Annotated in this window: 18 protein-coding genes; 7 read left to right on the top strand and 11 right to left on the bottom strand. The window is 61.5% G+C overall.

The genetic code is table 11. The features are described 5' to 3' along the window. Nucleotides 1–50: 50 nt before the first annotated feature. From QRN41_RS11190 to aspA, 7 genes are all read right to left on the bottom strand, one after another. Nucleotides 51–1142, bottom strand: a complete 1092-nt coding sequence (locus tag QRN41_RS11190; RefSeq protein ID WP_040266697.1) for a polyamine ABC transporter substrate-binding protein — start codon at nt 1140–1142, stop codon at nt 51–53. Next, nucleotides 1139–2173, bottom strand: a complete 1035-nt coding sequence (locus QRN41_RS11185; RefSeq protein ID WP_167417338.1) for a histone deacetylase family protein — start codon at nt 2171–2173, stop codon at nt 1139–1141. The genes QRN41_RS11190 and QRN41_RS11185 overlap by 4 nt, the downstream gene beginning before the upstream one ends. A 133-nt stretch (nt 2174–2306) precedes the next feature. Beyond that, nucleotides 2307–3299, bottom strand: coding sequence for an AraC family transcriptional regulator (locus QRN41_RS11180; protein ID WP_167417337.1), 993 nt, complete (start codon nt 3297–3299; stop codon nt 2307–2309). A 62-nt stretch (nt 3300–3361) separates the two neighbouring features. Further along, a complete protein-coding gene (locus QRN41_RS11175; RefSeq protein WP_167417336.1) occupies nt 3362–7963 on the bottom strand; it encodes a coiled-coil domain-containing protein in 4602 nt (1533 codons plus the stop codon). A 107-nt stretch (nt 7964–8070) separates the two neighbouring features. After that, nucleotides 8071–9048: an asparaginase gene (locus QRN41_RS11170; protein WP_285421562.1), complete on the bottom strand. Its 978-nt coding sequence runs from the start codon at nt 9046–9048 to the stop codon at nt 8071–8073. A 77-nt stretch (nt 9049–9125) separates the two neighbouring features. Then, nucleotides 9126–10577 (bottom strand): alanine/glycine:cation symporter family protein, encoded by a 1452-nt coding sequence (locus QRN41_RS11165; protein ID WP_285421561.1) that lies wholly within the window; start codon nt 10575–10577, stop codon nt 9126–9128. Between the two features lie 390 nt (nt 10578–10967). Continuing rightward, nucleotides 10968–12392: an aspartate ammonia-lyase gene (gene aspA, locus QRN41_RS11160; protein ID WP_167417334.1), complete on the bottom strand. Its 1425-nt coding sequence runs from the start codon at nt 12390–12392 to the stop codon at nt 10968–10970. Nucleotides 12393–12574: 182 nt separating this feature from the next. On the opposite strand from aspA, the gene QRN41_RS11155 reads away from it, so the two are divergent. The 5 genes from QRN41_RS11155 (at nt 12575) to QRN41_RS11135 (ending at nt 16368) form a co-directional block, all read left to right on the top strand. Next, nucleotides 12575–13483 carry a LysR substrate-binding domain-containing protein gene (locus tag QRN41_RS11155; protein WP_010566930.1) on the top strand — a complete coding sequence of 303 codons (909 nt, stop codon included), beginning with the start codon at nt 12575–12577 and terminating at the stop codon, nt 13481–13483. 330 nt (nt 13484–13813) lie between these two features. Continuing rightward, nucleotides 13814–14305 (top strand): 5-(carboxyamino)imidazole ribonucleotide mutase, encoded by a 492-nt coding sequence (purE, locus tag QRN41_RS11150; protein WP_003195648.1) that lies wholly within the window; start codon nt 13814–13816, stop codon nt 14303–14305. Nucleotides 14306–14316: 11 nt separating this feature from the next. Then, on the top strand, nt 14317–15402 hold the full coding sequence (locus tag QRN41_RS11145; protein WP_034139848.1) for a 5-(carboxyamino)imidazole ribonucleotide synthase: 1086 nt from the start codon (nt 14317–14319) through the stop codon (nt 15400–15402). Nucleotides 15403–15508: 106 nt separating this feature from the next. Beyond that, complete coding sequence (locus tag QRN41_RS11140; RefSeq protein WP_005792540.1) at nt 15509–15754, top strand: GlsB/YeaQ/YmgE family stress response membrane protein; 246 nt, start codon at nt 15509–15511, stop codon at nt 15752–15754. Nucleotides 15755–15831: 77 nt separating this feature from the next. After that, nucleotides 15832–16368: a DUF3299 domain-containing protein gene (locus QRN41_RS11135; RefSeq protein WP_034101528.1), complete on the top strand. Its 537-nt coding sequence runs from the start codon at nt 15832–15834 to the stop codon at nt 16366–16368. Between the two features lie 57 nt (nt 16369–16425). Here QRN41_RS11135 and QRN41_RS11130 read toward each other — a convergent pair whose 3' ends face one another. Both QRN41_RS11130 and QRN41_RS11125 read right to left on the bottom strand, forming a co-directional pair. After that, nucleotides 16426–17325 (bottom strand): D-hexose-6-phosphate mutarotase, encoded by a 900-nt coding sequence (locus QRN41_RS11130; protein ID WP_034115471.1) that lies wholly within the window; start codon nt 17323–17325, stop codon nt 16426–16428. Between the two features lie 57 nt (nt 17326–17382). Next, on the bottom strand, nt 17383–17787 hold the full coding sequence (locus QRN41_RS11125) for an acyl-CoA thioesterase (RefSeq protein ID WP_003176975.1): 405 nt from the start codon (nt 17785–17787) through the stop codon (nt 17383–17385). A 399-nt stretch (nt 17788–18186) separates the two neighbouring features. Here QRN41_RS11125 and QRN41_RS11120 point away from each other — a divergent pair, with 399 nt between their 5' ends. Further along, a complete protein-coding gene (locus QRN41_RS11120) occupies nt 18187–19476 on the top strand; it encodes an MFS transporter (protein ID WP_167417333.1) in 1290 nt (429 codons plus the stop codon). A gap of 48 nt (nt 19477–19524) precedes the next feature. On the opposite strand, the gene QRN41_RS11115 is transcribed toward QRN41_RS11120, so the two are convergent. Then, nucleotides 19525–20016 (bottom strand): PIN domain-containing protein, encoded by a 492-nt coding sequence (locus QRN41_RS11115; RefSeq protein ID WP_047882279.1) that lies wholly within the window; start codon nt 20014–20016, stop codon nt 19525–19527. Next, nucleotides 20013–21071, bottom strand: a complete 1059-nt coding sequence (locus QRN41_RS11110; protein WP_167417332.1) for a helix-turn-helix domain-containing protein — start codon at nt 21069–21071, stop codon at nt 20013–20015. Before QRN41_RS11110 ends, QRN41_RS11115 begins: the two co-directional genes overlap by 4 nt. Nucleotides 21072–21459: 388 nt before the next feature. Here QRN41_RS11110 and QRN41_RS11105 point away from each other — a divergent pair, with 388 nt between their 5' ends. Further along, a complete protein-coding gene (locus QRN41_RS11105; protein WP_034101525.1) occupies nt 21460–22449 on the top strand; it encodes a phosphate ABC transporter substrate-binding protein PstS in 990 nt (329 codons plus the stop codon). The last annotated feature ends 31 nt before the right edge of the window (nt 22450–22480 follow it).

The raw sequence follows: 22480 nt of genomic DNA, 5'->3' as shown, positions 1-22480 counted from the left end.
GGCGAACTTCAGTAAAGGACAGTTCGCACATTGCCCAGGTGGCGGCCGGCTCAGGTGCCGGACTTGATCTTGGTCCAGGCCCGCGTCCTGGCGCGCTCGGCCTTGTTGTCGAGGGGTTTTAAGGTGTACAGCGTGGCCATCGCTGCTTCGGTGGGGTAAAGGTTGGGGTTGTTGCGGATCGCTGGGTCGACCTGCGCGGTGGCGTCCTTGTTCGGGTTGGGGTAACCGACGAAATCGCTGATCGGCGCGATCACTTGGGGTTGCAGCAGGTAGTTGATAAAGGTGTAGGCGTCCTGCGGGTTTTTCGCGCCTTTGGGAATGGCCAGCATGTCGAACCAGATCGGTGCGCCTTCCTTGGGCAGGCGCATGTCCACGGTCACGCCGTTATTGGCTTCCTTGGCGCGGTTGGCGGCCTGGGAAAAGCTACCGGAGTAACCCACGGCCACGCAGATGTCGCCATTGGCGATGTCGGCCATGTATTTGGAGGAATGGAAGTAGGTGATGTAGGGGCGGATTTTCAGCAGCAGCGCTTCGGCTTTTTCATAGTCCTTGGGGTTCTGGCTGTTGGGGTCCAGGCCCAGGTGTTGCAGGGCCAGGGGCAGGATTTCCGAAGGCGAGTCGAGCAGGGCGACGCCGCACTGCTTGAGCTTGCTGATGTTTTCCGGCTTGAAGATCAAGTCCCAGCTGTCCACCGGCGCATCGTCGCCCAACGCCGCCTTGACCTTGGCCGGGTTGAAGCCGATCAGGATGGTGCCGTACATGTAGGGCACGGCGAATTTGTTGCCGGGGTCGTTGGCCTCGATCAGCTTCATCAGTTTGGGGTCCAGGTGGTTCCAGTTGGGTAACTGGCTGCGGTCCAGAGGCTGGAACACCCCGGCTTCGATCTGTTTGGCCAGGAATACGTTGGACGGTACCACCACGTCATAGCCGGAGTTGCCGGTCAGCAGCTTGGCTTCCAGGGCTTCGTTGGTATCGAAGATGTCGTAGATCAGCTTGATGGCCGGGTTGGCGGCCTTGAAATCATCCAGCGCCTTGGGCGTGATGTAGTCGAACCAGTTGTAGACCCGTAGGGTTTTTTCTTCGGCGTGCACGGCGCTGCTCGCCACGGCGGCGCAGAGCAACAGAGACCTGAATATGTTCATTCGGCTGACCCCTCAAAACCTTCGAGAACGTTGACGGCATTGATGCCGATTTCTTCCACCGCATAACCGCCTTCCATCACGAACAGCGTCGGCTTGCCGAGTTGGGCGATACGTTGCCCCATGGCCAGGTAGTCCGGGCTGTCGAGCTTGAACTGTGAGATCGGGTCGTCTTTGAACGTGTCGACCCCCAGCGACACCACCACAATATCGGCGCCATAGCCTTCGATCTCGGCGCAAGCGCTGTCCAGTGCAGCGCTCCAACGCGCCCAACCGGTGCCGGCCGGCAACGGGTAATTGAAGTTGAAGCCTTCGCCGGCGCCTTCGCCGCGCTCATCGGCATATCCGAGGAAAAACGGGAACTCGGCTTGCGGGTCGCCGTGGATGGAGGCGAAGAGCACGTCGTTGCGGGCGTAGAAAATCGATTGGGTGCCATTGCCGTGGTGGTAATCCACATCGAGGATCGCGACTTTGCGATGGCCCTGGTCGAGGAACGCCTGGGCGGCAATGGCTGCGTTATTGAGATAGCAATAACCGCCCATGAGGTCGGCGGCGGCGTGGTGACCGGGCGGGCGGCACAAGGCAAACGAACTGTGGGCACCGTTTTGGATCGCCTGCTGCGCGGTGAGCGCCACTTGCGCCGCGCTGTATGCCGCCTGCCAGGTGCCGGCGGTGATCGGCGCGCCGCCGTCGAAGCTGTAATAGCCCAATTGCCCGTGCAGGCTGGTGGGCATTACCTGGCGCAACGTGCGGGCGGGCCAGGTGTAGGGCAGCAAGTCGCCCTCCTGACCCGACAGGGCCCAGCGTGCCGACGCGCCTTTGAAGAATTCCAGGTAGGCCGGGTCATGAATGCGTGCCAGCGGCGCCAGGCCAAAGTCGTGGGGCGCCTGCACTGGGCCGAGTTCGCGTTGCTGGACTCGCTGCAATACATGGTCGGCGCGGGAGGGCATTTCGAAACAGGGCATCAGTTGCCCATCCATCAGTTCGCAGCGGCCGTGGTGCAGGTGATGATCGTCCGAGTAGATCGTCAGCATGTTGTTGTTCTCGCGGGCTGAGGGTGATGCCTTGCAGTGTTGCCGCGCCGGCGCGGCAAGAGAACGACAGGAGCGGCCAAAAGGGGATAAATATGGCCAGGCGCGCTGTCCAGTCTGGCCTCTTTTGCCCCCTTCATGGCCGGAACTGGCTCGGCGCGACCCCGCTCCAGCGCACGAAGGCATGCCGGAAACTCGCGGTTTCACTGAAACCCAACTGCTCGGCGATGCAGTGGATCGGCATCGCATCCTCTGCCAGCCATTGCTTGGCGCGCTCGAACCGCAATTCGTCGAGCAACTCCTGGTAGCTGCTGCCTAGATCGTGCAGGTGCCGCCGCAAGGTGCGTGACGAGCAGTTCAGCTGTTCGGCCAGCCGATCCAGCCCCGGCGCGGCGTGCAGTTGCGAGGCCAGTAACTGGCGCACGCGCCCCAGCCACGCCTGGCGCCCGGTGAATTCGGTGTTCTGTTTGCGGCAGCGTTCGGCCATGGCGCGATGGGTGATGGCATCGGCCAGCGGCAACGGTTGGTCGAGCCAGTGACGGTCGAAGGCAAACGCGTTGCCGGCGGCCTGGAACTGCAACGGGCAGGTGAAACGTTCGCGGTAGCGTGCCTGATAGGCCGGCGCCGGATAGTCGAAGCGCGCCCCCAACAGTGGCAGCGGCTGGCCGAGCAGGTCGTCGCAGATGACTTTGAGCGACACCAGGCACAGCTCGATATTGAACGCGGCCAGCGCCGGGTCTTCCCGATAATCACTGGCGGTGAACCAGATCCGTTGGCCGTCCTCTTCAAGGCTCAGCTCGAAAAGTGTTCCCAGCAATGCGGGGTAGCGCAGCGCCAGGCGCAAAGCGTCACCGAAGGTGGCACTGGTGAGCAGCGCATAGCCCAGTATGCCGTAGGACGACACGTGCATGCGCTGGCCCAGGTCCAGCCCCAGGTCGCGGCGCAGCGCTACGGCATTGGCGCAGACCCGCATCTCCTGACGCGTGGTGATTCGCGTGTCGGGCTGGTGCAGGTCCGCGCTCGCAATGCCGCTGCCGGCCAGCAGCACCTGCTGATGGATGCCGTCGGCGCTGAAGGCTTCGAGTACCAGCGAAACGGCGTTGAGAGTGGTCAGGTGCGAGTGCAGCATGGGGTAAGTCCCTGGGACGATTGCCAGAAGCGAGCAATTCCCATGCCGCGTGCAATGCCCGATCAGAGGTTGAAGAACAACCGACGGGCTTGCTCCAGATTGATTTCGCTGCGGTAGTAATCCAGCCGCTGCTGCGCGTTCAGCCCATTGACGGTGTCGGCGGCCAGCCCCAGACGGCGCTCGGCCGGGGTTTTCAACCGAGCGGAAATAAACGCCTTGGCCGGCGTCCATGACGTTGAGTAGTGGAAGTGGGCGTACCAGAGCACTTCATGGGTGGTGCGATCGGCGACGGTGTATTCATCCAGGTAATCGGGCTTGGCGCTCTTGAGTCGACGGCGGCTCATGGTTTTCTTCAAAGTGACTTTGTGGCGTTGCAGCAGCCAATCCACACCGGCGATGGTCGGCGGCTTTTCGCGGATCATGCGCAGCATATGTTGCGTGGCCTCTTGGTAGAGTTCGGCGGTGGCCTCTTTGAGTTTGCGGCTGAGAATCGCGGCGGCGCGGTGCTGGTCGGCGGTAAGGCTGGCCGACGCCAAGCCATGCTCGATGGCCTGGTCGGTCTCTTCCAGCCGCAGGGCGTGCTGGTGGTACAGGTACTCAATGCCCATTGCGGTGCGGGTGGGCTTGGCCGCCTGTTCGTCGGCGCGGGTCTTGAAGCTGTGCAAATTGTCGAGAAACCCCTTGGCTTTATCGAGGGCAACCTGGATATCCGGCACGGCGGGCGGCGTTGGCGTCGGTGTGCTGATGCGCTGCACGTACACATCCTGACCTTTCTGGTGATAGGTCGCGATCACCTGCTGTGTGATCGGCGACTTGATATCCACCAGGCCGGTTTCCAGTCCGACCGGCGTCAAGCGCGGTTCGCCGATCAATACGCCGTTGTAGCGGGTGTGGATGAATTTCATCTTGGGCTTGGGCGGCGTGGGCGGCGGCGTGGGGCGGCTCCTGAGGGCATCGCGGTCCAGGTGCAGGAGGGCCAGTTGCACCTGCGTGTCTTGTGAGTATTGGCGTATTTTGCTGCGCAAACTGGCCAGCTGCTCGGGAATGATGGCGTCGGCAAAATCTTGCGGCAGGTCTTCGAGGCGCTCATCGATCACGGCAAATTGTTCAATCAGACTCCCCAGCGCCTCGATGCGCTCATCCAGGCGTGTTTCGCTGCGTTCGTGCAAGGTGTCGCGCAGGGCCTGGATCGCGATATCGGCGGCATTGACGATCTGGTCCAAGGCCTCCCACGCATCGGGCGCGCTGCTCAGCGAGGCTTCACGCATGCACAGGTTGCGCGCCATGGTCACTTGCATGGCCCGTAGATCGCTGCTGTTGTAGGCGGGCAGGCGTTTTTTCCGTTCCTGGATCTGGCGCAGCCCTTCGGAGGGCAATTGGCGTAACTGTTCGAAGCGCGACTGCACGTAGTCCAGGCGTTCGATCATGTCTCGGTTCATTTCGGTGAGGGTTCGAGCGTCTTCGATATGCCGCTCTTGGGGTGCATGAGCCTGGCGTTCGATCTGGTCCAACACGCGGCGGAACACCGGGGTAAAGCTGCGCTGGGTCTCGCTGATGCTGGCTTCGGATAAATCCAGCTGTGCCTTGAGGTACGCCATGGCCCTGGGCTGGTAATCGGGCAAGGGGTCAAACACGTTCAGTTCTTTGAGCTGTTGCAGTGCGGTTTCATAGTCCGCGCGCTGGCTGGCGAGCTTTTGCAGGTAAAGCTGGCGCTTGGCCTCGGTCGAGGTGCCGGGGGCATCGGTTATGGCTGTGTGCGCTTGCTGCAATTCAACCTGTGCGGTTTTTTTGGCTTTCTCGAAGGCTTGCAGTTTGTCGCGCAGTTGCTTGGCTCTTTCCGCGGCTTCAAGGCTGGCTCGCTTGATCGCCCGTTTGGGGCCACCACCGCGCAAGCGCAAGCGGGTATCGATAAACCATTGGCCGGCGGCATTGTGCACCAGCATCGGCCCGCTACGTTCCGGTTGTTTCGGATCGATGATGTGCACCGGCTCGTCCGGTTGAGCCGAGACCTGAAACCAGCGTGCGCCCACGGGCACGTAATAGTGCTGCCCTGAACGGTAGAGGTGCTGATAAGTACCGGCTTCGGCGATGGGAGCACTCAGGTCTGAGGGCCTATCCACTTTGAAGCGGTCCAGGACGGTGCCGAGTTTTTCGGGCAGGCGATTGACGGCGCCGAGGATGTTCAGCGGGGATCCACGTTCGGTCAACGGGTCGCTCGCCGGGGTGGCAAGCACTTGTTGGATGACGAGTTTCTTGACTGGCGGTTCCGCCTCCGGCCCCCGGCGCGCTGCCAGTGTCGGGCCTGTACGCGAATGGCGTGTGGCGATGTGCAGGGTGATCGCCAGGCCGAGGTTGAGCAGCACATCGGTGAGGGTGGCTTGTTGCGTCGCGGTGTCGTGTTGCTGTTCGGCCTCGGCCAATTGCTTGAGTTGATCGAGGATCTGCCAAATCCACGCCGCGGTGCCAAGTGTCGGGCTGAGAAAGGGCAGCACGGCATTGAGCAGGGTCCAGCCGGCCTGCTTGAACGTTGCCCAGCGGCTTTCGGCGTTGGACACCGACGTGCGGTCCGCCAGGGCGATCAGTGCCTGCGCGTTGGCATTGAACAACGTCCCCAGCAGGTTGCCGTCCAACACGGTGTTGGCCAGGGTCATAGGACCGCTCAGGGTCCAGAGTTTATCGGGCTCGACCAGGTACTCGGCAACCGCCCACGGCGACGGCAGGTCCCCTGGGAACACGTAGTTGGCGTAGTCCTCGCGCACCGCGTCAGGCAGCCAGGCCAGGACCGAGCTGCGCAGCGATTCCGATTGCGCGATCGCATAGATCAGGTTGGCGGGCGAGGCGTATTGAACCAGCGGTGGGTCGAACAGTGGGCGATACAGCAGGCAGGGGCCGGCCGTGAGGCTTTGCGGGCCGATCACGTACATGTTTTCCACCGTGTCATACGTGCCATCCGTGCGGCGTTTGGGCGCGAACGCCAACGGGCGCATGACAATCGTCTGGTTATCGACTTTGCGCTCGTGGGCCTCGGCATTCATCAGCGCGGCGATGTAACGGTAGCCTTGCTCGTCGATTCCGTTCTGTTGGCGAAGTTTGCTTTGCAGCGCCATCAGCGGCAGTTGGATACGCACCTGTTCGGTGTACAGATTCCTGCGCCGCGTGGCTTCCTGGCGAATATCCACCAGTTGGGCTTTGATCAGCTCGGGGTAGTTCTTGCCGATATCCACCTCTTGGATCAGTTGCTCCACGTAATCGACGGTCAGCCAGGCGGGCAGCTGTGCGCCGTTGGGCAGTTGAACCGTCTTGGTGCCCAGGGGCAGTGCGATCAAGTTCTGCAGCGCCAGCTCCACCAGGGTAAAGGTGGTGGTCTCGGTGGCGCCGGGCACGATGAACGTGCCCCAGGTGACGACGCTTTGCACCCTCACCACGACTTTGTCCAAGGGCAGATGCTGGGCGTCCGGGTGGTCGATCAGCACCTGTTGCCTGAGCTGGGCCAGGGCGTACTCCTCGATGCCGGGGATGCCATCGAGGTAGGACTGGCCGGCATGCTGGCTATTAAGGGCCGCGAGGTCTTTGAGGTGCCGCGCGTAGTTGTTCAAGTCTGCGGTGGAGCCGGCGCTCAGCCAGTCGGGCAGGGCATCGCGATACCACTCCAAGCCTGGGCCTTTCTGCGCCGCCGCATCATCCGCGCCAGGGGTTGAGTTCAACGCGCTGTTGATCCGGCTGGGGCTGCCCTGGCGCAGATCGGAGAAATCCATCGCGCCAACGGCGTCCACCTGTTGAGCGATGAAGGTGCAGGCCAGGTAATCGAAAAAGTGACCGTCGGGCTCATACAGGCGCCATTGCAACCCTGACAGCTGTGCCTGTGGCCCAACGTGATCGGCCAATGACTGGCCTAACTGCTGCAAAGAATCGAACTTCTCATAGCCCTTGAGCAGGGAGTAACTGAGGATGACCGGGCGCCCTTGAACCTGCCCCGACAGCACCGCGAACATCAGCGCAGTGAACCCCTGTGCCGATTCGCCATGCAGCTGCTGGACCTCCACGATGCTGGCGGTGCTGGTGTACGGGTCGTCGACCTGCCGAGTGGCGCGCTCGGGCAAGCGGAACAGCCGACGTGCCATGGCGTGGTCGGTCTCGTCCCAGCCTTCGACGTTTTGCACGTTCCAGCCATTGCGCAGGGTGCTGGACAGTTCCTGCCAGCGCGGGCCCAGGGTATTGCTTTCGTTCCAGTAATCGACCAGGTATTCCTGAAACACACTGAGCATCACCGGGGCGCGGGTGTTGAGGATTTTTGCGATGTCGGTCATGCGCACGGGCAAATGCACCGGCGGGTCGGTCACCGGTTGGCGGGTGAGAAAATGTTCGCCCTCGATACACTGCGCCGGTACGGCAAGCACTGCCTGGCGCGCCAGCAGATCGCTCAGCGCGTGATAGTCGGGCGGCCCGGCCACAAGTTCATCGCCTACCAGGGTCCAGGTTGGCGACCCCATCAGGGTGCTGCCGGGGTCGATGTTCAGGTTCGGATAGTGTTCGTTCAGCGCCTGGCGCAACGTTGCGGTGGCGGCTTCGCGGAAGGAGGGGCCTGCATAGAACTGCGCGATCAGCTCCAGGCTGGGGTCATTGCCCGTGGGCTGTTGCGTGGCAGTGGAGGTTGAAGAGGTCATGGGGGCATTCCTGTGGTGCCGGCTGATGGAAAAAACCCGAGCGAGGGCTCGGGTTTTCCATGCTAGGCACCGCCAGGTCAGCGGCGGGAGTGACTATGTATCGGACGTCAGCTCAGTTCGCCGCACAGGTCCAGTTCGACCAGACGACGGACCTCGGCAGTTGGCAGCCCCGCCCCGAGCAGGGCGTTGAGCTTGCCGAACGCCGCCTCACGGGTCATGCCGCCACCGGACAGCACACCGACGCCGCGCAAGCGGCTGCCGGCTTCATACACGTCCAGTTCAACGCCGCCTTCATGGCATTGGGTGACGGCCACCACCACCACGCCCTGATTCTGTGCGCGCTGCAGGCTGGCGAGGAAGGCCGGATTGTCGCTGGGCCCGGTGCCGCTGCCGTAGCATTCCAAGACCAGCGCTTGGATGCCGCTGTCGATCAGGCTGTCGAGCAGCGCCGCCGAAAGACCGGGCACCAGAGGCAGCACGCCGACGTTCGCCAGCGCCTTGGGCTGGCGATAGCCCAAGGTATCGGCAATGGCATCGACCTTGGCTGCGCCGCCCTGACGCTGTAGCGCGGCGAAAGGGTGACGGCCGAAGCTGCGGATTTTCGCGCAGCGGGTCGGCGCCATCAGCGCGCCGTGGAAGTACAAATGCACGCCCGGTGCCAGGCCCGCGCCCAGCGCCAGCAGGGCGCCGTGGACGTTTTCCCAGGCATCGCTGTCGGGCACGCCCGCCGGCAGCATGGAACCGGTGAACACCACCGGCGCCGGCAGGCCCAGCAGTTGGAACGCCATGGCCGCCGCGCTGTAGGCCAGGGTGTCGGTGCCGTGCAGGATCAGCACCGCGTCGCAGCCGTCGTCCACGGCCTCGACCACGGCGCAGCGCAGGTGCTGCCAGTAGGTCGGGGTCATGTTGGCGCTGTCGATCAGCGGGGACATTTCACGGAAGCGCCAGGTGGGCACCTTCACATCGGCAAACTGTTCGCGCATGCGCGCTTCGAAACCCGACGCGGGCGCCAGGCCGTTGGCGCTGGCCTGCATGCCGATGGTGCCGCCGGTGTAGAGCACCATGATGTTGTTGGCTGGGGACATCGAGAATTCTCCTGAACGAAAAACGCCGCCGGGCCCCGAGCATGCCCAAGGCCGGGCGGCGTGTCATCTACCTACGCTCAACGTTGCGTTTGAGCGTTCAGTTCAGCGCTCGCTTGAGCGGCTGGCTCGGACTTGACCGGGTTGGCCGGCCAAGCCTTGCGGTCCAGGTCCAGGTCCGGGAACTGGCTGGAGTCGAACACCGGGGTCTTGATGCCCGCTGCGCGCTGGTCGTCGTAGTCCTTGAGGATGCGCATGGCGATCTTGAACAGGAACGCCAGGGCGAACAGGTTGACGAACGCCAGCATGGTCATGGTGATGTCAGCGAAGGCAAACACGGTGCTCAGGTTCTCGATCGAACCCCAGAAAATCAGCACCAGTACCAGGGTGCGGTAGCCCATTAGCACTTTGCGGTTGTTGCCTACCAGGAAGCGCAGGTTGCTCTCGCCGAGGTAGTAGTTGTACATGATCGAGGTGAACACGAACAACGCCAGGGCCACCGAGATGAACATGCGGCCCCAGTCGCCGACCACTGCCGCCAGGGAGTTCTGGGTCAGGGCAATGCCGTCGCCTTCAAAGCCTGGGGTGTAGAAACCGGAGAGCAGGATCAGCAGCGCGGTGCAGGTGCAGATCACGAAAGTGTCGAGGAACACGCTGAACGCCTGAACCACGCCTTGGGCGATCGGGTGCTCAACCGAGGCAACTGCCGCCACGTTAGGCGCACTGCCCAAACCGGCTTCGTTGGCGAACACGCCGCGTTTCACACCCATGATGATCGCGCTGCCCACCAGGCCGCCGAAGGCTTGGTCGAGGCCGAAAGCGCTCTTGACGATGGTCGCGAGCATGGCTGGTACGTGGTCGAATTGCAGCACGATCACGTACAGAGTCACGGCGATGTAGACCAGGGTCTTGACCGGCACCAGCAGGTCGGCGATCGACGCGATGCGCTTGATTCCGCCGATAAACACCAGGCCCAGCAATACCGCCAGCGCCAGGCCGGTGTAGGTGGTGTCCAGGCCGAAGGCGTTGTTCAGCGAGTGGGTCACGGCATGGGCTTGCAGGCCGTTGAAGGCAAAACCGAAGGTCACCAGCAACAGGAACGCCATTAGCATGCCGAGCCCGCGTTTTTGCAGGCCGTGCTGAATGTAGTAAGCCGGGCCGCCACGGAAGGTGCCTTCCGCGTCGGTACGCTTGTACAACTGGCCGAGGGAGCACTCGATAAAGCTCGAAGACATGCCCACCAATGCGGTGACCCACATCCAGAACACGGCACCCGGGCCGCCGAGGGTAACGGCAATGCCGACACCGGCGATGTTGCCGGCACCCACGCGCCCGGCGAGGCTGAGCATCAGCGCCTGGAACGAGCTGAGCTGGCCGGCACTACTCTTGAGGCTGTCGCGAAACACCGAAAACATGTGGAAAAAGTGGCGCAGTTGTACGAAACGCGAGCGGATCGTGAAATAACCGCCGAGCCCGACAATGAGCACGATCAGTACTTTCCCTGAGAGGAAGTCGTTGATGACTTCGAGCATGGAGTGTTCCTCGCTGATTTTTCTAATGGCAAACGCAGGACGGCTCAAAGACGTCGCATCGCACCAGGCAGTGCGCGACGGTTCGACCCAATCCTTTTGCGGGTTGTTATTCATGCGGTTTCGCGGGTTTCCGGGCGTCGTTACCGACAGCCGCAGACGCGAAGAGGGGCGGCACTATACCTAGGCGAACGTGATCCGTCTGCTCGGCCTGATTAAAGGTTTCAGCCAAGCTGTTGCAGGCAAGGTGGGTTTGCAGGGCGATATTGGATTTTTTATGGGCTTCATTTCACAACCTTGAGGCAAAAAAAAGGGCCTGAAGAACGAGCCTTCAGGCCCTCAAAAGGTGAGAGGTGTCTAGTCCCTCAACCTGGTGAGCGGTGCATCTAACGCTTAGGCCTTCAGCGGGACCAAGCGTGGGGCAATCATGTTTTCGGGACGCAGGATGTCGTCGAGCATGGCGTCGTCGAGCAAGCCTTCTTCGCGCACCAGTTCCAGCACACCGCGGCCGCTTTCCAGGGCGATACGCGCAATGCGGGTGGCGTTTTCATAGCCGATGTACGGGTTCAGCGCGGTGACCAGGCCGATGGAGTGCTCCACCAGTTCGCGGCAGCGGGCTTCGTTGGCGGTGATGCCGACGATGCAGTGCTCACGCAGCATGTCCATGGCGCGTTGCAGCAGGCGGATCGAGTCGAAGATCTTGAAAGCGATCAGCGGCTCCATCACGTTCAGTTGCAGCTGGCCGCCTTCGGCCGCCATGGTCAGGGCCAGGTCGTTGCCGATGACTTGGAACGCCACCTGGTTGACCGCTTCCGGAATCACCGGGTTGACCTTGCCAGGCATGATCGAGCTGCCTGGCTGGCGCGCCGGCAGGTTGATCTCGTTGATGCCGGTGCGTGGGCCGCTGGACAACAGACGCAGGTCGTTGCAGATCTTCGACAGCTTCACCGCGGTACGCTTGAGCATGCCGGAAAACAGCACGAAGGCGCCCATGTCGGAAGTGGCTTCGATCAGGTCGGCCGCCGCAACCACGGGCTGGCCGCTGATGACGGCCAGGCGCTGTACGGCCAGGGCCTGGTAGCGCGGGTCGGCGTTGATGCCGGTGCCGATGGCGGTGCCGCCCAGGTTCACTTCGGTCAGCAGCTCTGGCGCCAGGGTTTTCAGGCGGGCCAGGTCTTCACCGAGGGTGGTGGCGAAGGCGCGGAATTCCTGGCCGAGGGTCATCGGCACGGCGTCTTGCAGTTGGGTGCGGCCCATTTTCAGCACGTGGCTGAACTCTTCGCCCTTGGCGGCGAACGCCTGGATCAGGCTGTCGAGGCTGGCCAACAGCGCGTCATGGCCCAGCAGCAGACCCAGGCGGATCGCGGTCGGGTAGGCGTCGTTGGTCGACTGCGCCATGTTCACGTCGTTGTTGGGGTGCAGGTACTGGTATTCGCCCTTCTGATGGCCCATGGCCTCCAGCGCGATGTTGGCGATGACTTCGTTGGCATTCATGTTGGTTGAAGTGCCGGCGCCGCCTTGAATCATGTCCACCACGAATTCTTCGTGGAAATCGCCGCGGATCAGACGGGCACAGGCTTCGCTGATGGCAGCGTGCTTGGCTTCGCTGAGCTGGCCCAACTCGCGGTTGGCATCAGCGGCGGCTTGCTTGACCATTGCCAGGCCGACCACCAATTTCGGGTAATGCGAAATCGGAACGCCCGAGAGGCGGAAGTTGTTCACCGCTCGCAGGGTTTGGATGCCGTAATACGCTTGAGCGGGTACTTCGAGTACGCCAAGCAGGTCTTTTTCTGTGCGGAATGATGCAGCGGAGGACATGACGGAAATCATCTCGATATGGACCCGGGCTAAGCCGGAACGCTGTGAATCCTAGGCTTCTGGACGTTTCAGGGCCAATGCTGTTAAACACTATCCTATGCACAAACGGCATAATGAGCGTGTGACCCGGCTAACGTGGCGGGCGTGTGTGCCAAAATGGTGCATATCCGTGGGAGGAAGTGATGAACCTTGAGAGCAAATGGCTGGAAGACTTCAGTGCCCTGGCGGCGACCCGCAGCTTTTCCCAGGCGGCGGAGCGGCGCTTCGTCACCCAGCCGGCGTTCAGCCGACGCATCCGCAGCCTGGAAGCCGCGTTGGGCCTGACCCTGGTCAACCGCTCGCGCACCCCCGTGGAACTGACGGCGGCGGGGCAGTTGTTCCTGGTCACCGCGCGCACCGTGGTCGAGCAACTCGGCGAAGTGCTGCGCCATTTGCATCACTTGGAAGGCGGGCAGGGCGAAGTCATGCAAGTGGCGGCCGCCCACTCTCTGGCGCTGGGGTTCTTCCCACGCTGGATCGCGCAACTGCGCAACGAAGGCCTGAACATCGCCACGCGGCTGGTGGCCACCAACGTCGGCGATGCCGTGCATGCCCTGCGTGAAGGTGGCTGTGATTTGATGCTAGCGTTCTACGACCCGGACGCAGCAATGCAGATGGACGCCGAAATCTTCCCGTCCCTGCACCTGGGCAACACCGAAATGCTGCCGGTGTGCGCCGCCGATGCGGATGGCAAGCCGCTGTTCGATCTGGAAGGCGAGGGCAGCGTGCCGTTGCTGGCCTACAGCGCCGGTGCCTTCCTGGGCCGCTCGGTGCATTTGCTGCTGCGCCAGCGCGCCTTGCGCTTTACCACTGTGTACGAAACCGCCATGGCCGACAGCCTCAAAAGCATGGCGCTGGAAGGCTTGGGTATTGCGTGGGTGCCGCAACTGAGCGTGCGTGCCGAACTGGCCCGCGGCGAGTTGGTGGTCTGCGGCGGGCCGCAATGGCATGTGCCGCTGGAAATTCGTCTGTACCGCTGTGCGTTGGTGCGTAAGGCGAATGTGCGGTTGTTGTGGCGTAAGTTGGAAGGTGGGGCGGCGCAGAATACTTGAGCCAACACAGATCAAATGTGGGAGCTGGCTTGCCTGCGATAGTGGTGTATCAGCCGACATTTCAGGCACTGACCTTCCGCCATCGCAGGCAAGCCGGCTCCCACAGGGTTTGTAGTGTTTTCGCTGACCTGAAAGTCAATAAAATCGCCGGTTTGCGGCACTGGACAGATGGTCGTTCCAGGGGCTGTTTATCTGAATTATTACGGTATACTGCGCGGCCTTCGGCCGGTCCAACCGGCCACCATTCGTACAACAAGCCACGCCGGATTTCCCGCGTGGCTTGTTGTTTTTTGACGCGCCTGCGGGCGCCCAGAGAGAAGAGGCACGACGATGAGTGCATTGGTTGGCGTGATCATGGGCTCCAAGTCCGATTGGTCCACCCTTAGCCACACCGCCGATATGCTGGAAAAACTCGGCATTCCGTACGAAGTGAAGGTGGTCTCTGCCCACCGCACCCCGGACCTGCTGTTCCAGTATGCCGATGAAGCAGAATCCCGAGGCATCGAGGTGATCATCGCTGGCGCCGGCGGCGCAGCGCACCTTCCCGGCATGTGTGCGGCCAAGACCCACCTGCCGGTGCTCGGTGTGCCGGTGCAATCGTCGATGCTCTCGGGCGTGGATTCGCTGTTGTCCATCGTGCAGATGCCGGCCGGCATCCCGGTGGCGACCCTGGCGATCGGCAAGGCCGGCGCGATCAACGCCGCGTTGCTGTCTGCCAGCATCCTGGGCGCCAAGCACCCGCAGTTCCACGCGGTGCTGAAAAAATTCCGTGCTGAACAGACAGACAGCGTGCTGGACAATCCAGACCCACGCATCGCCTGAGGTTGTAGACCATGAAGATCGGTGTAATCGGTGGCGGCCAGCTGGGCCGCATGCTCGCCCTGGCGGGCACCCCGCTGGGGATGAACTTCGCTTTCCTGGACCCGGCGCCGGACGCCTGCGCCGCGGCCTTGGGTGAGCATCTGCGCGCTGACTACAGCGACCCGGATCACCTGCGCCAACTGGCCGACGAAGTGGACCTGGTGACCTTCGAGTTCGAAAGCGTCCCGGCTGAAACCGTGGCCTTCCTGTCGCAATTCGTGCCCGTGTACCCGAGCGCCGAAGCCTTGCGCATCGCCCGCGACCGTTGGTTCGAGAAAAGCATGTTTAAGGACCTGGGCATTCCGACCCCGGACTTCGCCGATATCCAGTCCCAAGCGGACCTGGAAGCCGCCGTCGCCCGCATCGGCCTGCCGGCCGTGCTGAAAACCCGCACCCTGGGTTACGACGGCAAGGGCCAGAAAGTGCTGCGCACCGAAGCGGATGTGATTGGCACCTTCGCTGAACTGGGCAGCGTTGCCTGCCTGCTGGAAGGCTTTGTGCCCTTCACCGGCGAGGTCTCACTGATCGCCGTGCGCGCCCGCGATGGCGAAACCCGTTTTTACCCGCTGGTGCACAACACCCACGACAGCGGCATCCTCAAGCTGTCGGTAGCCAGCACCGATCACCCATTGCAGGCCCTGGCCGAAGACTATTCCAGCCGTGTGCTCAAGCAACTGGATTACGTCGGCGTGATGGCGTTCGAGTTCTTTGAAGTCGACGGTGGCCTCAAGGCCAACGAGATCGCCCCACGCGTTCACAACTCCGGGCACTGGACCACCGAAGGCGCCGAGTGCAGCCAGTTCGAGAACCACCTGCGGGCGGTAGCGGGCTTGCCGCTGGGCTCCACGGCCAAGGTGGGCGAGAGCGCGATGCTCAATTTCATCGGCGTGGTCCCGCCGGTAGAGCGCGTGATTGCGATCGACGACTGCCACCTGCACCACTACGGCAAGGCCTTCAAGGCCGGGCGCAAGGTCGGCCACGCCAACCTGCGTTGCCAGGACCGCGCGACGCTGCAGGCGCAGATCCTCAAGGTCGAAGCGCTGATCGCCGAGCAATAAGCCTCGGCACGGCGGGAACCATTGGGGCCCGCCGTCTCTCTGAATGCAGGATGGTAAAGCCTGGCTAGGCTTTGCCATGACACACATTCATTCAGAGGGAAATGCCATGGGTATCATCGGAACCATTTTTATCGGCCTGATCGTCGGTCTGCTCGCGCGTTTCCTCAAGCCTGGCGACGACAGCATGGGCTGGATCATGACCATCCTGCTCGGTATCGCCGGCTCCCTGGCCGCGACTTACGGTGGCCAGGCGCTGGGTATCTATCAGGCAGGTCAAGGTGCTGGCTTCATCGGTGCGCTGGTCGGCGCAATCGTCTTGCTGGTGATCTACGGCCTGATCAAAAAGAAGTAATCAGCCGACAAAGTCCTCTGCGCTGCGCAGGCGCAGAGGGCTAGAATGCTCGGCACTTGTACTTGCCGAGCCTCTCCATGCGCCGTTTTCTATTGATTTTTCTCCTGCTGGGCACTGGCCTGGCACACGCCGGCGAACTGCCGGAAACCGACTGGCTCGACCTGATGCCGCTGTCGGACCAAAAGGCCCTTGAGGCCATGCCCGAGATCGATCACAACTCCCCCGAAGCCCAGGGCACCTTTACCGACAAAGGCGGCTTGAAGCAGAGCAAAGGCTTGCCGGCGGTGATGTATTCCACCAAGACCGTGGCCGCCATGAACGGCAAGAATATCCGCATCGGCGGTTACCCGGTTCCGCTGGAAACCGACGCCAAGGGCCGCAGCACGCTGTTCTTTCTGGTGCCGTACCCAGGGGCCTGCATTCACGTACCGCCACCGCCGCCCAACCAACTGGTGCTGGTGCGTTATCCCAAGGGGTTGAAGCTGGACGACATCTACACGCCGCTGTGGGTGACCGGCACGTTGAAGGTGGAGACGGTGAATAACGATTTGGCCGACGCGGCCTATGCGCTGGATGCGGGCAAGGTGCGAGTAGTCAAGGAATCCGATCTCTAAGCCGCAATACCATCAATGTGGGAGGGGGGTTGCCCCTTCCCACATTGGGTTCTTTATCTACAGCGCGATGCCGGTGATGCTTACGCCCAGGGTATGGCGTTCGTTCGGCGCCAGCGTTACCACATCGTCCAGCACGTTCGCCGTCTCGATGCACAGCATGTTTTGCCAGCCGTCATCGGCCATATCGTCGAAGGCTTTGGCCCGCTCGGTCCAGGGGTTCCAGATCACTGTCGATTTAGAGCCCTGGGCCGTGAGCTGGATGCGGCGCTGCCAGTCTTTGTCGACGATGCTCACCTGCGCGGGCGTGTCGAGGTAGATGCGGTCGGTCTCGGCATTGAAGCGCAGCGGGCCAGACTGGGTCTTACTGGTCCAGCCGTCGGCGGTGTCGATATATGTCGTGCCGTCCAGGCCTTCAACCTGAACCTGACGCACATCGCTGACGGCGAAGTAGGTATGCAGCGCCTGGCTCAGAGTCACGGTGTCGGTGCCACGGTTGTGGCTGGTCAGGCGGATGTGCAGTTGCTCGTCCAGCAGCAGGCTCAGGGTGAGATCGACCTGATGGGGCCAGCCGGGGAAGCCGCCCGCGGGTACCGGTAGCACCAGGTCGATGCGCAAGGCGTCACCTTCAAGCTCGGCTCCGGCCAACTCCCAGCGTGCGGTGCGCGCAAACCCGTGAGCGCCGGCCGGTTGGTCACTCTGGCGCATCGCTTTGACGCTATCGGGGTTGCGGTCGAAAACGCCAAACCATGGCCAACACACCGGCACGCCGGTACGAATGCCTTTGCCCTGCTTGAATACCGCTTCGGGGTTCGGCCAGATCAACGGCTGCTCACCATCGCGCTGGTAGCTGAAGATATGCGCACCCTGCCGGGCCACCTGCAGCTCAGCGCCGTTATGGCGGATGCGCCAGCAGTCCAGCTCGTCGATTGTCACGGTTTCAACGTGGGGCGTAGGCATACGAAGCACTCTCAATGGCAGGTAATGGGGCAATTGACCGTCAAAACCCGATGAGGTTTAACGCGCGCGTGACGGTACCGAACGCGTGCGGCCGCTGCCGTCGATGGCGACGAACACGAAGACCGCCTCGGTCACCTTGCGCCATTCGCTGGACAGGGGGTCGTCGCTCCACACTTCGACCATCATCTGTATCGAGCTGCGGCCGATTTCCAGGGCCTGGGTGTAAAAGGACAATTGCGCGCCCACCGCCACTGGCACCAGGAACGCCATACGATCGATGGCTACCGTGGCCACACGCCCGCCAGCGACCTTGCTGGCCATGGCGGTGCCGGCCAGGTCCATCTGCGCGACCAGCCAGCCGCCGAAGATGTCGCCAAAGCCGTTGGTTTCACGCGGAAGCGCAGTGATTTGCAGGGCGAGATCGCCTTGCGGGATAGGATCTTCTTGTTCGAGTTCGATCATGCCGAGGGTGCCTCTGACCCGTGACGCTTCATGGGTATTTCAAGTGGATAGCCGTCTTCTGGAAAAACGTTTCAGCACCATACCCCGCCTGATGCGTTTCTCGTAAGGCGTACTAAAGGGAAACTCTGCCAAAGCGGCTGGGTGGCGCCAACGTCGTTTTGGCACAGCAGCCCTCAAGACTGCGGGTCTGGCGCGTGCAAGGGCCGAGTATATCGACACCCATGCGCCACGACGACCTCCCGGCGCTCATTTGGTCGGCATTTAGCGGCTGTAATGCGGCTTTTTCCGTCAACTGTGCTTCTGGTGTGCTTTTCCAGGCGATTTGCTATCTTGCCGAACCCGTCCTGGCGCAGCCAGCACCTGGGATCTGCCGTTCTGACTAATAAGAGAAGCCTTGCCATGTCCTCCGTGCCCGCAAGCAGTGCGCAACCCTCGCGCCCGCTGACCCGCAACGACTACAAAACCCTGTCGCTGTCCGCCTTGGGCGGGGCGCTGGAGTTCTACGACTTCATCATTTTTGTGTTTTTCGCCACCGTGGTCGGAAAACTCTTCTTTCCGGTCGACATGCCCGAATGGCTGCGCATGATGCAGACCTTCGGCATCTTCGCCGCCGGCTACCTGGCGCGTCCGCTGGGGGGCATCATCATGGCGCACTTCGGCGACCTGCTGGGGCGCAAGAAGATGTTCACCTTGAGCATCTTCATGATGGCCGTGCCGACCTTGATCATGGGCTTGCTGCCGACCTACGCGCAGATCGGTTTGTGGGCGCCGCTGTTGTTGCTGCTGATGCGCATCATCCAAGGCGCGGCAATCGGCGGGGAGGTGCCGGGAGCATGGGTATTTGTGTCCGAGCACGTGCCGCCACGGCATATCGGCTATGCCTGCGGCACCCTGACCAGCGGCCTGACCGCCGGTATTCTGCTGGGGTCGCTGGTGGCCACTGCCATCAACACGCTGTATAGCCCGGAACAGGTGTCGGATTACGCCTGGCGTATCCCGTTCCTGCTCGGCGGTGTGTTCGGCCTGTTGTCGGTGTACCTGCGTCGCTGGTTGCATGAAACGCCGATTTTTGCCGAGATGCAGCAACGCAAGACCCTGGCCGCCGAGTTGCCGTTGCGCGCGGTGCTGCGCGATCACCGTGGCGCCGTCGTGCTGTCGATGCTGCTGACCTGGCTGCTATCGGCCGGCGTGGTGGTGGTCATCCTGATGACGCCGACCGTGCTGCAGACCATATATCACTTCAGCCCCACCGTGGCGCTGCAAGCCAACAGCCTGGCCATCGTGACCCTGAGCCTGGGCTGCATCGCCTCCGGCGCCCTGGCCGACCGCTTCGGCGCCGGGCGCGTGCTGACCGCCGGTTGCGCGTTGCTGCTGGCGACCTCCTGGACGCTCTACCACAGCCTTCTCGACCACCCCGACTGGCTGTTCCCGCTGTACGCCCTGACCGGCCTGTTCGTCGGCACCATCGGCGTGGTGCCTTACGTGATGGTCAAAGCTTTCCCACCGGTGGTGCGCTTCAGCGGCCTGTCGTTCTCCTACAACGTGGCCTACGCGGTGTTCGGCGGGCTGACGCCGTTGGTGGTGTCGCTGCTGATGAAGGAAAGCCCGATGGGCCCGGCGTACTACGTGGCCGTGCTGTGTGTGATGGGGATCTTGGTGGGTGGGTATCTGTGGAAGCGTGGGCGCTGAGTGATCAGAACGCCGACTGTGTACACGGATGTACCTGTTAGTCGGAGTTTAGAGGGGGCGCCATGTGGAGAGTCTCGCCAGGCACTCTGATGCTGGCAGACGGGCTCCCCCTGTGAGCATATTGTCCAGAGCCATTGCGGCTTCGCTCGTATTGACGACTTGATATTCGACCATCAGATCGAGCAGCCACAGTGCGCCATGCACGTGTAATCCGTCCCGAATGGCCTGGCGCCGTAGCTTCCCATCCCCTGTCAACAATGGTCTGCCGGTAACTTGTGCGAGCAGGTAGCAGGAAACGTCAGCCAGCGAGCTGTTGTTGTGTTCGGCTTTCAGGCCGACGAGCTTTTGTACGCCATCCCCATCGAATGTTTCTACAACCAGCCCTTTGGCAAGAAGTTCGTCATGAGGGAAATCCTCAAGTTCGTACATCACAAAGTCAGTACAACAGAACGTGAACGGCAGCCTGAACATGTGATCCAGCAATCCTGCATTTCTGAAGTCAATCCAGATGTTGGTATCGCTGATATAGATCAGGCTCATGCGCTCTCCAGTGAGCCCAGAAAATTGGGGTCCAGAGCCTTCACTGAACGGCGCAGTAACTCCGCCGCTCGTGACTTGGTAATAAGTCCCTCCGCCAACCCCCAGAACACAAGTGACTCGAAACGCTGAGGGGGTTTACAAGGCAGCGGTTCAGGTTCTGCCTTTCGCCAGCCGTTGCTGCTGAATTGAATAGTCAGAGACTTATAGCCGCCCTCACCCAGTAGGTTGAGGTCTTTCAGGCGACGGAGTACCGCCTGCATGGATAGTCCGTATTGGCGTTTGACGATCAAGAGTTCCCGGGGATGAACCCGAGACCGCTGATGGCCGCCAAAGTCTGCGGTGACACGCTTAGCTGGGTATAAAAAAGCGCCTGCAAAGCGGTGGCAGCAGTTTTCTTTATCGCGCTCGGGCATGTCGTCTGGCAATCGCATGACCCAATGGCCCAATTCATGTGCCGCGGTAAAGCGAATGCGTTCGCCTGGTCGTTGTGCATTCAGAGCAATCAGCACATGTTGGCCGTCATTGGTCGAGGCACAGGCGCCATCAAAATCCTCTAGGCCGCTGAGCATCACCACCTTGATGCCGTGTTCTTCCAATTGCTCGGTCAAATGAGCGATGGGGTCTTCACCAATGTCCCAATATCTGCGGAGCTCATCTGCCGCTCGTTCAGCCTCCTCAATGGATGATACCGACAGCATTTGAGCGGGGGTCTTGGCAGTTTGTATATCCTCCGGGTCGAAGCACGCTTCAAGGGCGATATAGCGCTCCAGATGTTCTCGGATCTGTTCTTCGACCTGAACCTGGCGGTATTGAGGCATTTTCGCCAGTTTTCGGAACTCCAGTGGCGCGAGGGGCAGAGCTGGGGGACGAAAGAAGTACTCAGGACTCACCTCCAGCGCTTTTGCCAATTGCAGAAGGCGCCGAGAGCTGGGTTGGCTCAATCCTTTCTCATATTTGCTCAAGCCTTGCTTGGTTATGTCGCCAAGGCTGAGCGCAAGCGCTTCCAGCGACATTCCACGCAACAACCTTGCGCGGCGGATTCGGTCGTTGATCATGTGAGGTCTCCTTCGGTTGACAAGGTTATGCTTTGCTTTTGTTTTGTCAACCTAAGGTCTAGGAAGCTTTTTCAGCCTGCAAAGGCTTGGAGTCTCTGATGGTTGAATATGCAATGACGCGAGGCAGGTTAGTCAGGTCGATTCCTAGCTACAACCCTAGAGAACTGTGGGAAGTTTTCCACTAACAATTACAGAGTGTTTCCAAGCCTGAGCCTCGAAACATCTATCTGCTCATGCAGCCCGTTCGGTGCGGGGGGTTGCCCTCCAATCGCCGCCCTCGTTCCATACTGGCCTTTCATCTAATTGTCACATTCCAGACATAGAGTGTTCACACGGCCTACCGATACTTGGCCCCGATCCAACTATCCCTATCTGCTAGGAGCAAGGCATGAAACTGAAACGTTTGATGGCGGCAATGACGTTTGTCGCTGCTGGCGTTGCGACCGCCAACGCGGTGGCCGCTGGTGTTGACCCGGCAATTCCGGCGTATGTGAAGACCACTGGTGTGTCGGGCAACTTGTCCAGCGTCGGGTCTGACACCCTGGCCAACCTGATGACCCTGTGGGCTGAGGGTTACAAAAAGGAATACCCGAACGTCAACATCCAGATTCAAGCTGCCGGTTCCGCCACTGCGCCACCTGCGCTGACTGAAGGCACCTCCAACCTGGGCCCGATGAGCCGCAAGATGAAGGACACCGAACTGGCGGCCTTCGAGCAGAAGTACGGCTACAAGCCAACCGCTATTCCGGTGGCCGTGGACGCCCTGGCCGTGTTCGTACACAAGGACAACCCGATCCAGCACCTGACCATGGAACAAGTCGACGCGATCTTCTCCTCGACTCGCCTGTGCGGTGCTAAAGCCGACGTGAAAACCTGGGGCGACCTGGGTGTGACCGGCGACCTGGCCAACAAGCCGGTGCAGCTGTTCGGTCGTAACTCGGTATCCGGTACCTACGGCTACTTCAAAGAAGAAGCCCTGTGCAAAGGCGACTACAAGCCTAACGTGAACGAGCAACCAGGCTCGGCGTCGGTTGTGCAGTCGATCAGTTCCTCGCTGAACGGCATCGGTTACTCGGGCATCGGCTACAAGACCGCCAGCGTGAAAACCGTACCGCTGGCCAAAAAAGGCAGCACTGAGTTCATCGAAGACAGCGAAGAAAACGCCCTGAATGGCAAATACCCGCTGTCGCGCTTCCTCTACGTGTACGTCAACAAGGCCCCGAACAAGCCTCTGGCTCCGCTGGAAGCTGAGTTCGTGAAGCTGGTGCTGTCCAAGCAGGGCCAGGAAGTGGTGGTCAAAGACGGTTACATCCCACTGCCAGCCAAAGTTGCCGCCAAGGCACTGGCTGATCTGGGTCTGAAAGAAGGCGGCAAGTAAGCCACCGGTCAAATCGCCTTGAACCCGCCGC

This window comes from Pseudomonas sp. efr-133-TYG-23, from assembly GCF_030209215.1.
GTDB lineage: Bacteria > Pseudomonadota > Gammaproteobacteria > Pseudomonadales > Pseudomonadaceae > Aquipseudomonas > Aquipseudomonas rhodesiae.
The sequence above is the reverse complement of the archived record's forward strand: the minus strand, read 5'-3'. Positions and strand labels throughout refer to the sequence as shown.

Coding starts and splice junctions, on each gene's coding strand:
- QRN41_RS11115 (WP_047882279.1), bottom strand. CDS start 20,016: ATGAGCCTGATCTATATCAGCGATACCAACATCTGGATTGACTTCAGA.
- aspA (WP_167417334.1), bottom strand. CDS start 12,392: ATGTCCTCCGCTGCATCATTCCGCACAGAAAAAGACCTGCTTGGCGTA.
- QRN41_RS11185 (WP_167417338.1), bottom strand. CDS start 2,173: ATGCTGACGATCTACTCGGACGATCATCACCTGCACCACGGCCGCTGC.
- QRN41_RS11110 (WP_167417332.1), bottom strand. CDS start 21,071: ATGATCAACGACCGAATCCGCCGCGCAAGGTTGTTGCGTGGAATGTCG.
- QRN41_RS11105 (WP_034101525.1), top strand. CDS start 21,460: ATGAAACTGAAACGTTTGATGGCGGCAATGACGTTTGTCGCTGCTGGC.
- QRN41_RS11135 (WP_034101528.1), top strand. CDS start 15,832: ATGCGCCGTTTTCTATTGATTTTTCTCCTGCTGGGCACTGGCCTGGCA.
- QRN41_RS11120 (WP_167417333.1), top strand. CDS start 18,187: ATGTCCTCCGTGCCCGCAAGCAGTGCGCAACCCTCGCGCCCGCTGACC.
- QRN41_RS11140 (WP_005792540.1), top strand. CDS start 15,509: ATGGGTATCATCGGAACCATTTTTATCGGCCTGATCGTCGGTCTGCTC.
- QRN41_RS11145 (WP_034139848.1), top strand. CDS start 14,317: ATGAAGATCGGTGTAATCGGTGGCGGCCAGCTGGGCCGCATGCTCGCC.
- QRN41_RS11175 (WP_167417336.1), bottom strand. CDS start 7,963: ATGACCTCTTCAACCTCCACTGCCACGCAACAGCCCACGGGCAATGAC.
- QRN41_RS11190 (WP_040266697.1), bottom strand. CDS start 1,142: ATGAACATATTCAGGTCTCTGTTGCTCTGCGCCGCCGTGGCGAGCAGC.
- QRN41_RS11130 (WP_034115471.1), bottom strand. CDS start 17,325: ATGCCTACGCCCCACGTTGAAACCGTGACAATCGACGAGCTGGACTGC.
- QRN41_RS11170 (WP_285421562.1), bottom strand. CDS start 9,048: ATGTCCCCAGCCAACAACATCATGGTGCTCTACACCGGCGGCACCATC.
- purE (WP_003195648.1), top strand. CDS start 13,814: ATGAGTGCATTGGTTGGCGTGATCATGGGCTCCAAGTCCGATTGGTCC.
- QRN41_RS11155 (WP_010566930.1), top strand. CDS start 12,575: ATGAACCTTGAGAGCAAATGGCTGGAAGACTTCAGTGCCCTGGCGGCG.
- QRN41_RS11180 (WP_167417337.1), bottom strand. CDS start 3,299: ATGCTGCACTCGCACCTGACCACTCTCAACGCCGTTTCGCTGGTACTC.
- QRN41_RS11165 (WP_285421561.1), bottom strand. CDS start 10,577: ATGCTCGAAGTCATCAACGACTTCCTCTCAGGGAAAGTACTGATCGTG.
- QRN41_RS11125 (WP_003176975.1), bottom strand. CDS start 17,787: ATGATCGAACTCGAACAAGAAGATCCTATCCCGCAAGGCGATCTCGCC.